The sequence below is a fragment of the Streptomyces sp. SID4985 genome, assembly GCF_009863025.1.
GTDB lineage: Bacteria > Actinomycetota > Actinomycetes > Streptomycetales > Streptomycetaceae > Streptomyces.
Genome location: NZ_WWIR01000075.1, coordinates 1 through 2,349, shown reverse-complemented (window position 1 = coordinate 2,349; position 2,349 = coordinate 1). Strand labels below are relative to the sequence as shown.

Here is a 2,349-nt window from a genome sequence, read left to right as displayed (position 1 = left end):
GTACGCCTCGGCGGCCGCCGTCGGCGAGGCGTGGGCGCGCGTTTCCGGCAGGCGCGACGCGGACGCCGCCGACTGCGCGAAGGCCGTCGCGGGCGGCGACCGGACCGCCGAACGGGTCTGGCAGGACGCGGTGGACGCCCTCGCCGACGGCCTGGTCACCGCGCTCACCCTGCTCGACCCGGGCACCCTGATCATCGGCGGCGGACTCGCGGAGGCGGGCGAGACGCTGTTCCGTCCCCTGCGGGAGGCCGTGCGGCGCCGGATCACCTTCCAGACCCCGCCCACCCTCGTCCCGGCGGCCCTCGGCGACACCGCCGGATGCCTCGGCGCCGGACTGCTCGCCCGCGATCTCCTGGGCCCTGCCGGCCCGGGCCGCACCGATCCCTCGGAGGTAACCGCCTGATGGCTCCCAGCTTGGTACTCACCGGCGCACGGGTGGTGCTGCCCACCGGCGTGGTGGACGACGGCCGCGTGAGCGTGGAGGGCACGCGGATCACCGCCGCGGGCCCTGCCGGGGCGGCGGCCCCCGCCCCGGCAGGCGCCGAGGTGCTCGACGCGAGCGGCCACTGGCTGGTCCCCGGCTTCGTGGACCTGCACAACCACGGCGGCGGCGGCGCCTCCTTCGCGGGCAGCGCCGAGGACGTGCTGACCGCCGTGCGCACCCACCGCGCGCACGGCACCACCACCCTGGTCGCCTCCACCGTCACCGACGACCTGGACCTGCTGGCCCGCCGCGCCGGGCTCCTCAGCGAACTGGCGGAGCAGGGCGAGATCGCGGGCATCCACTTCGAGGGCCCGTTCATCTCCCCCTGCCGCAAGGGCGCGCACTCCGAGGCCCTGCTGCGCGACCCCGACCCGGCCGAGGTCCGCAAGCTGCTCGACGCCGCGCGCGGGCAGGCCCGCATGGTCACCCTCGCCACCGAACTCCCCGGCGGCCTGGACTCCGTACGGCTCCTCGCCGAGCACGGCGTGATCGCGGCCGTCGGCCACACCGACGCGAGCTACGAGCAGACCGTCGAGGCCATCGACGCGGGCGCCACCGTCGCCACCCACCTCTTCAACGCCATGCCGCCGCTCGGCCACCGCGCCCCCGGCCCGATCACCGCGCTCCTGGAGGACGAGCGGATCACCGTCGAGCTGATCGACGACGGCGTCCATCTGCACCCGGCCGCGCTCCAGCTGGCCTTCCACCACGCGGGCGCCGACCGGGTCGCCTTCATCACCGACGCGATGGACGCGGCGGGCGCGGGCGACGGGCGCTATCTGCTCGGCCCGCTGGAGGTCGAGGTCAGCGACGGCGTGGCCCGGCTGGTGGAGGGCGGCTCCATCGCGGGCTCCACGCTGACCCTGGACCGCGCCTTGAGGCGGGCGGTCACCGTCGACCGGCTCCCGGTGACCGACGTGGTGACCGCGATCTCCGCCAACCCGGCCCGCCTGCTCGGCCTTTCGGACCGGATCGGCTCCCTTGAGCCCGGCAAGGACGCCGATCTCGTGCTGCTGGACGCCGAGTTCGCGGTGAAGGGCGTCATGCGGCGGGGCGAATGGGTGGTCACGCCCCAACTGCCCTGATCCGTACCCCTCTTCACCCCCCTTCATTCAGACGGCGGCTGTCCCCGAGGTGGGCCGGCCGCCGTCTCTTTGGCATGATCGGGGCCCCGGAAACCGAAGCCGCGCCAACTTTCGAGGGAGGTCGGACCGGGTGATCCTCACGGTCACACTGAACACCGCTCTCGACATCACGTACCGCGTACGGTCGTTGCGCCCGCACGCCTCCCACCGCGTCTCCGACGTGGCCGAACGGCCGGGCGGCAAGGGCGTCAACGTGGCCCGGGTGCTGGCCGCGCTCGGGCACGAGGTGACGGTCACCGGGTTCGCGGGCGGCGCGACCGGCGGGGTACTGCGCGGCCGGCTCGCGGGCACGGCCGGGCTGACGGACGCACTGGTGGAGGTCGCGGGCCCGACCCGCCGCACCATCGCTGTCGTGGACGAACACACCGGCGACACCACCCAGTTGAACGAGCCCGGACCGCAGATCGCCCCGGCCGAGTGGGCCGCCTTCCTGCGCGCCTACGACCAACTCCTCGGCGGCGCCTCGGCGGTGGCCCTCTCGGGCAGCCTGCCGCCGGGTGTCCCGGTGGGGGCGTACGCGGGGCTGATACGGGTGGCCCGCTCGGCCGGAGTGCCGGTCCTGCTGGACACCAGCGGCGAACCCCTCCGCCGCGGCGTCGCCGCCCGCCCCGACCTCGTCAAGCCGAACGCCGGGGAACTGGCCGAACTCACCGGTTCCCACGAGCCGTTGCGCGCCACCCGCGACGCCCGCCGCCGCGGCGCCCACGCGGTGGTCGCCTC

General features: G+C 75.4%; 3 protein-coding genes. All 3 read left to right on the top strand.

The window, feature by feature from the left end; genetic code table 11:
- The coding region (locus GTW40_RS03165; protein WP_161178607.1) for an ROK family protein at positions 1–403 on the top strand (403 nt) is incomplete at its 5' end.
- Positions 403–1,569 (top strand): N-acetylglucosamine-6-phosphate deacetylase, encoded by a 1,167-nt coding sequence (gene nagA, locus GTW40_RS03160; RefSeq protein ID WP_161178606.1) that lies wholly within the window; start codon positions 403–405, stop codon positions 1,567–1,569. The genes GTW40_RS03165 and nagA, both read left to right, overlap by 1 nt.
- A gap of 130 nt (positions 1,570–1,699) precedes the next feature.
- A partial coding sequence (locus GTW40_RS03155; RefSeq protein ID WP_161178605.1) for a hexose kinase occupies positions 1,700–2,349 on the top strand: 650 nt, incomplete at its 3' end.

Excerpts from the sequence above, each read along its gene's own strand:
- nagA (WP_161178606.1), top strand. The coding sequence starts at position 403 with ATGGCTCCCAGCTTGGTACTCACCGGCGCACGGGTGGTGCTGCCCACC.